The sequence below is a fragment of the Microvirga sp. jy35 genome (assembly GCF_056148915.1).
This window is the reverse complement of sequence record NZ_JBWBEW010000011.1, coordinates 156,365-162,419: the sequence shown is the minus strand read 5'-3', so window position 1 is coordinate 162,419 and position 6,055 is coordinate 156,365. Positions and strand designations below refer to the sequence as shown.

General features: G+C 62.2%; 4 protein-coding genes. 1 reads left to right on the top strand and 3 read right to left on the bottom strand.

The genetic code is table 11. From position 1 onward, the window contains the following. The first annotated feature begins 702 nt into the window (after positions 1 to 702). Entirely contained in the window at positions 703 to 2,583 is a 1,881-nt protein-coding gene (locus AC0QTX_RS11580) for a tetratricopeptide repeat protein (RefSeq protein ID WP_474603973.1), read from the top strand. A gap of 19 nt (positions 2,584 to 2,602) precedes the next feature. Here AC0QTX_RS11580 and AC0QTX_RS11575 read toward each other — a convergent pair whose 3' ends face one another. From AC0QTX_RS11575 to tam, 3 genes are all read right to left on the bottom strand, one after another. After that, positions 2,603 to 4,513 (bottom strand): CHASE2 domain-containing protein, encoded by a 1,911-nt coding sequence (locus AC0QTX_RS11575; protein WP_474603972.1) that lies wholly within the window; start codon positions 4,511 to 4,513, stop codon positions 2,603 to 2,605. 7 nt (positions 4,514 to 4,520) lie between these two features. Then, positions 4,521 to 5,078, bottom strand: a complete 558-nt coding sequence (locus tag AC0QTX_RS11570) for a FecR domain-containing protein (RefSeq protein WP_474603971.1) — start codon at positions 5,076 to 5,078, stop codon at positions 4,521 to 4,523. 163 nt (positions 5,079 to 5,241) lie between these two features. Next, entirely contained in the window at positions 5,242 to 6,015 is a 774-nt protein-coding gene (tam, locus tag AC0QTX_RS11565; protein ID WP_474603978.1) for a trans-aconitate 2-methyltransferase, read from the bottom strand. Between the last annotated feature and the right edge of the window lie 40 nt (positions 6,016 to 6,055).

Sequence of the window (6,055 nt, the reverse complement as noted above, 5' to 3'; positions counted from 1 at the left end):
ACGGAGTCGCTGCAGAAGGACTATGCTTCCTACGGTCACAAGATGAAGAAGCATTTTGATCCGAACCGGCGCTGATCCAGGCGATAACCTGTGCCAGCCGCCAGGGTCTTCGATCCTGGCGGCTTTCTTTTCTCTACCACATCGTGTGCGTCGCTTCGTGTTATGAAGTAGCTATATCATTACGCAGTTTCTGCCTGTAAATGTCTGCCACATTGCAGCCGCACTGCAACGCTTTGCTAAGCCTACAGGTGTCGGCATTCCGTGCCTGTAGAACAAGGGAAATGCGGAACAAGCTGCTGATGAAATTGGAACGAAAGAACCACTCGATCACGCCGGACACGAACAATGTTCTGGTTGAACTTGAACGTACGATGGTTGCGTCGATCGCCTTGATGAAGCGCCTGAGGCGAGAGAGAAGGCGCTCTGATCGCATGTCTCACTCGGCCGATCAGCACAGCGTCTGAGAAAAGCCATTCTGTTGCTAGCTTGGGGGCAGGAGACGCAGATCTCCTGCCCTGAACATCGCTAGACAAGCGACTGTATTCATTACGCGCACCTGAGCCCTCACATTGTACCAACGGCTCTTAGAGGAAGAGCAGAAGCTCGGCGCAGAATTCATATAATCTCATGTGCCGCTGAGCACCGACACCTGGAGCGCTCAAGACTATTCTCCTGCCTGCTTCAAGGGAGGAGGATCTGATCATGACGACCTTCAACGCTCACTATCGTCTCCGTTCCTCGCGATCCGCGCTACTTGCCGCAACGGCTGCTCTGGCTTTGCTCGCAGGGGGGGGCGCCTATGCATGCCCCCTCGGTGGACATGACAGTTCGCGGGTCCGTATGCTGCATGCCCTGCAGAAGCCGAACCATCACGGATCGGGCCATCACATGTCGGTTGCGCAGCTGCAGCCGCAGGCCAAGGACGTGCAGCCGAAGCGCACGGAACTCGGCACCTACAGCCGCGACCTGCCGCGTGGCGCAGCAGCCCCCACGTCCGATGCCAAGCCCCTGCTCCGCGACAATCTCGGCACTCTCTCCTGGCCCATAACCAGGGATACGAACGGGGAGGCTCAGGCCTATTTCAATCAGGGCTACCGCCTGGGCTGGGGCTTCAATCATGCGGAAGCAGCACGCGCCTTCCGCGCGGCGCAGGACCTCGATCCGAACTGTGCCATGTGCCTGTGGGGCGAAGCCTGGGTGCTCGGCCCTCATATCAACTATCCAATGGATGCCGACGCCAATGCGCGCGCGCTCGCTGTGCTCGAGAAGGCGCGAGGTCTTGCTCCTGCCAACGGAGACCTGCAGGTCGCGCTGGTTGAGGCGCTCTCAAAACGGCATTCGCCTGATCCCAATGCAGACCGCAAGGCTCTGGATCAGGCTTACGCAGATGCCATGGAGGCGGTGCAGGCCCGCTTCCCTGGCGATCCGCACGTGGCGGTTCTCACGGCGGATGCCCTCATGAACCTCACACCGTGGGATTACTGGGCCGACGGCGGCAGGACGCCGAAGGGTAAGACCGAGAAGATCGTCACTCTGCTGGAGGGCGTGCTCGGCACCGCGCCATCGAGCTCCATACAAGCCAAGCCGGATCATCCCGGCGCCGTTCATCTCTACATCCACACCGTCGAGGCATCGGACCGTCCGGAGCGGGCCGCTCCCCATGCGGCGCGTCTGGAGGGCCTGATGCCCGGAGCAGGGCATCTGGTGCATATGCCGAGCCATATCTGGTATCGGCTCGGACGCTGGCGCGAGAGCCTCGACGCCAATGTGCGTGCGGCGGCGGCCGATGAGACAATCGTCAATCAGGGAGGGGCGAGCCTTCTCTATTCCGAGGCCTATTATGCGCACAACGTTCATTTCCTGATGGTCTCGGCCCTGACCGGAGGTGATGGCGGCACGGCCGTAGAGGCTGCGAAGAAACTTTCCGGTATCGTCTCGGAGCGTGCCCAGCGCGAGGTCCCGTGGACGCAGCCGATCATGGCCGCACCCTTCAATGTCCATGCGGTTTTCTCCAAGCCTGAGGACGTTCTCGCCCTGCCTGCACCGAAGGGTGATTTTCCCTATGTCCAGGCTGCGTGGCACTATGCACGCGGCGTTGCACTGGCCCGTCTCGGGCGAGCTGATGAAGCCCGCTCGGAGGCTGGCGCCATAGACGCGCTGGCAAAGAGGCCTGAGATCATGGCTCTGCCCGATGCCGGCGTGCCCGGGCCGGACGTGCTTTCCATTGCGGTGCATGAGATCGAGGCGAGAATTGCGCAGAATGCCGGCGAACACGCCCAGGCGGCCGGACTGTTCGCAGAGGCTGCAACGATCCAGGACGGGCTGCCTTACATGGAACCGCCCTACTGGTACTACCCGGTGCATCAATCCCTTGGGGCGGCTCTGATGGCACAGGGCAAGCCTGTGGAGGCAGCGAAAGCATTCCGCGAAGCGCTGCAGCGCTCGCCGAACAACGGCTGGGCCGCTGCTGGGCTGCTTCGAGCGGCCGAGGCGCAGGGCGATCAGGCGACGATCGAGGAGGCCAAGTCCCTGATGCAGAAGAACTGGTTCGGGTCAGGCATGCCAGCGCCCGAACAGCTCTGAACCGAACGATTGATAGGGATTAAAATGGGTTCCGGTGAATGTCACCGGAGCCCGAACGCATGCGGCTGAGGCCGCGGCTCCTTCGCCAGAGCCAGATCGCAATGGAACCGGACCGGCCACGGATCGCGGTTGGAAATTTTCCTTCCAGGAGACCGGATTCAAAAATCGAGCAAGAGTCGCCTGCCGCGCGGTGGAGATCATCACTCAAGGCGACATCAGCATCGTGCGAGGCGGCGACTTCCATCAACCTGCTTGCGACATTGACTGTGTCCCCAATGGCCGTGATGTGCTGATGGCTGTCGCCGCCGAGCCTGGATGCGATGATCTCCCCGAAATGAGCGCCGATCTTGAAGCCGATTTGCGACGCAACCGCCTGAGGCAACTCCGCCATCCACTCTTCCGTCCGCATGCAAAGGCCGACGCAGGCCTCCACAGCGTGACAGGCGTCCTCGGGCGAGGAATCCGGCAGCCCGAACAGGATCATTGCGCCATCGCCCATGAAGCTGGCGACGATACCCTGGTGGCGCACCGCCTCCTGATCCACGAGGGCATGGAAGCCGCGCAGCATCTCCCGAGTTTCATCGAGAGGGAGGAGCTCGCTGAGGCCTGTGAAGCCCGACAGGTCGATGAAGATCACGGCTGCCTTCTGGCGCACCGGCTTCATGAGGAATGCCGGATCCTCGGCGAGCCGCTTGGTGAGGCTCGGAGGTTGGAAGCGGCGCAGGGTTTTGCTCTGCAGGCTGAGCCTGTCTGCGCGCAGACGGTCGAGCCAGAGCTCAGCCGCTCCGAAAATCACCGCGGGAGGCAGAGCTGCCAGAAGCGGAAGGGCGGCGCTGAGCCAGATGCCCCGTGTGAAAGCCGCAAAGGTCAGCCCAATCCATGTGGCCGTAATGATCGCGATAACCGTAAAGCCCCAGATTCCCCGATGCCAGGCGAGGAGAAGGACAAACAGGATCGGCAGCAGAATTGCAACGGAACCGTCGACAAGACGCACACGTCCGTCACGCACCAACCCGTCGCCATTCATGAGATGTGCCATGGCAGTGGCCAGAACCTCCGCACCCGGCAGCACGGGATCGAAGGGGGTCGGAAAGGTGTCGCCGCCTCCCGTTACGGTCGCGCCGATCACGACGATCCGCCCTCGAAAGGCCTCTTCATCGGCCTGCCCCTGCAGGACCCGGCTTGCGCTGACGGTTCGAATGGTGCCGGCCGGACCATAGAAGCGGAGGGGAAGGGCATATCCGACGTCAGTGCTCATCGCCACATCGCCGATGGCGATCTCATCACCGCTCAGAACTGGATCGCGTTCCATCGCAGCCGACACCGTGCGCAGCGGGAAGGACGGGATGATCTGAGAGCCTGAGCGGACCATAAGTGGAATGTGTCGCGGTACACCGGACGGATCCGTGGCGATGTTCACGACACCGACTGCCGAAGCCCTGGCCAGAGTCTCGATCGGCAGGAGGAGCCTCTGGACCGACGAGAGGTCGTTGGACGCAGGTGCGGCCGAGTCGGGAGCATGCGGCGCGTTGCGCTCGAACAGGCCTGCAGCTGCCAGGACGCTCCGTGTTTCGCCCAGCGCCTTGGCCAGCGCACGATCACCCTCCGCAGAGCCTGGATCGAGGAAAAGAATGTCGAGTGCCACGGCCTTCGGCTGCATGCGTCCCACGACCGAGACGAGCTGCGCCATCGTGGTGCGCGGCAGGGGATAGGTGCCGACCTGCTGCACGGTCTCGTCATCGATGGCCACGATCGTCACACCGTCCGGTTCAGGGCGTGGTCCTTCGATCAGAAACCTCATGTCGGCGAGAGGTGCTTCCAGCCGGTCGAGCAGCGCCGAGTTGCCCTGCCAGTGCAGAAGGGACAGCCCTGCGCCCCAGAATCCCGCGAGGGTAGCGGCGATCAGCGGAATGGCAAATCGCCTGCCCATGCGGCTTCTATCGCCCAAGGCGGGCGAGGAGGGCGGCCGCGCGGGCGGCGGGCCAGCGCCGCACGACGAGGGGTGACGTGCCAGCCTCCACATCAACGCCTTCTCCAGGCCCAAGACTGACGCCCCGGGTATTGCCCGAGACCCGCCGGACGGCGACCCGTCCGGTTACCACGAAGACTGAGGTCCTGCTGCCACTGACGTCGACGGCCCATTGTGTCCCGCGCACGGCGGCAATGGCCTGCGGCGTCATGATCTGGAATCCTTGCCGGGCGGATCGTGCCGGCGCGTCGATGAAGATGGCGCGGCCCTGCAGGCTCACAGCATCGGGCTGGCCATCCCGGTTCCGGTCCACGAGGCCGTAGGCGGCTCCCGCTTCAGCCTCGATGGTGAGGCCGTCCCGGCAGCGCAGGATCTGCCGCTGTGGAGCTGCTGCAGTCTGAAGCACGCAGCCGACGCCTTGCGCCAGAGCAGTTTCGCTCGAAGACAGATGAAACAGGGTGCCCAGAAGGACAAGCCACGTCGCGGCAAGATAAACTGCCCGGTGGCTTGTCTGACGCTGTGTCATAATGTTCCTCCGCTGCTGAGGGCAGCCTGTTGTCTTGGATCGACGACAGATATCCATAGGTTATACTATGGAGGACATGAAGGAACCAGGGATGTGCCGGATTGCACTTTCCGGTATTCTGTCTATGCGGATTTAATTGCACGCGGCAGTTTTCGGAATCAGCTCACAGTCGTTGAGCAACAAAGAACAGGCGCGGAAAGCGCAGAAGAACCTTGCCTTCCTGCTGGGCCGGGTAGGCCCTCTCGATCTCGGCGCGGTACCGGTCCAGGTACTCGGATTGCTCCACCGGAGTGAGAGGATCGAGGTAGGGTCTTAGCCCCGTGCTCTTGAACCACTCGACAATGGCTCCCGCATTCGCAAGGGGATGAACATAGGTCGTCTGCCACAGATCCGCCGAGCATCCCGCCTGCCGCAGCCAGGAATAGTAGTTCTCGAAGGATCCGATCTCCTCGCGAGCCAGGGACGCAGCTTTGAGCTTTACCGCCCAGGACCCCTCCTGAGCGACCTTCTGCATGAGCCTGTGAGAGGGCTCATGCAGGTTGTTGGGCATCTGAACCGCAAGACATCCTCCAGTTTCCAGAAGAGAGGCGAGGCGTGCGAGCAGGCGTTGATGATCCGGCAGCCATTGCAGAACGGCATTGGCGTAGATCAGATCGTAGCGTTCGTCAGGATTCCACGTCGCGATATCCGCTTCCTGAAAGCTCACCTCCGGCAGACGTACCCGCGCCTTGGCGAGCATGTCGGGCGAGTTGTCGAGGCCGAGCACGCGCGCGCCGGTGTAGCGATTGACGATCAGTTCCGTGCTGTTTCCTGGACCGCACCCGATATCGACGGCGCTGCGGATCTCTTCCAGGGGGATGCGCCTGATCAGGTCAATTGCAGGCCGCGTCCGCTCATCTTCGAATTTCAGGTATTGTCCAGCATTCCAGTCCGCCAACGGAGGCCTCGCCATCTCAAGGTTCAGGATCGGCACGTGA

Bases quoted from the DNA above. Each gene is read 5' to 3' on its own strand.
- AC0QTX_RS11580 (WP_474603973.1), top strand. From the start codon at position 703: ATGACGACCTTCAACGCTCACTATCGTCTCCGTTCCTCGCGATCCGCG.
- AC0QTX_RS11570 (WP_474603971.1), bottom strand. From the start codon at position 5,078: ATGACACAGCGTCAGACAAGCCACCGGGCAGTTTATCTTGCCGCGACG.
- AC0QTX_RS11575 (WP_474603972.1), bottom strand. From the start codon at position 4,513: ATGGGCAGGCGATTTGCCATTCCGCTGATCGCCGCTACCCTCGCGGGA.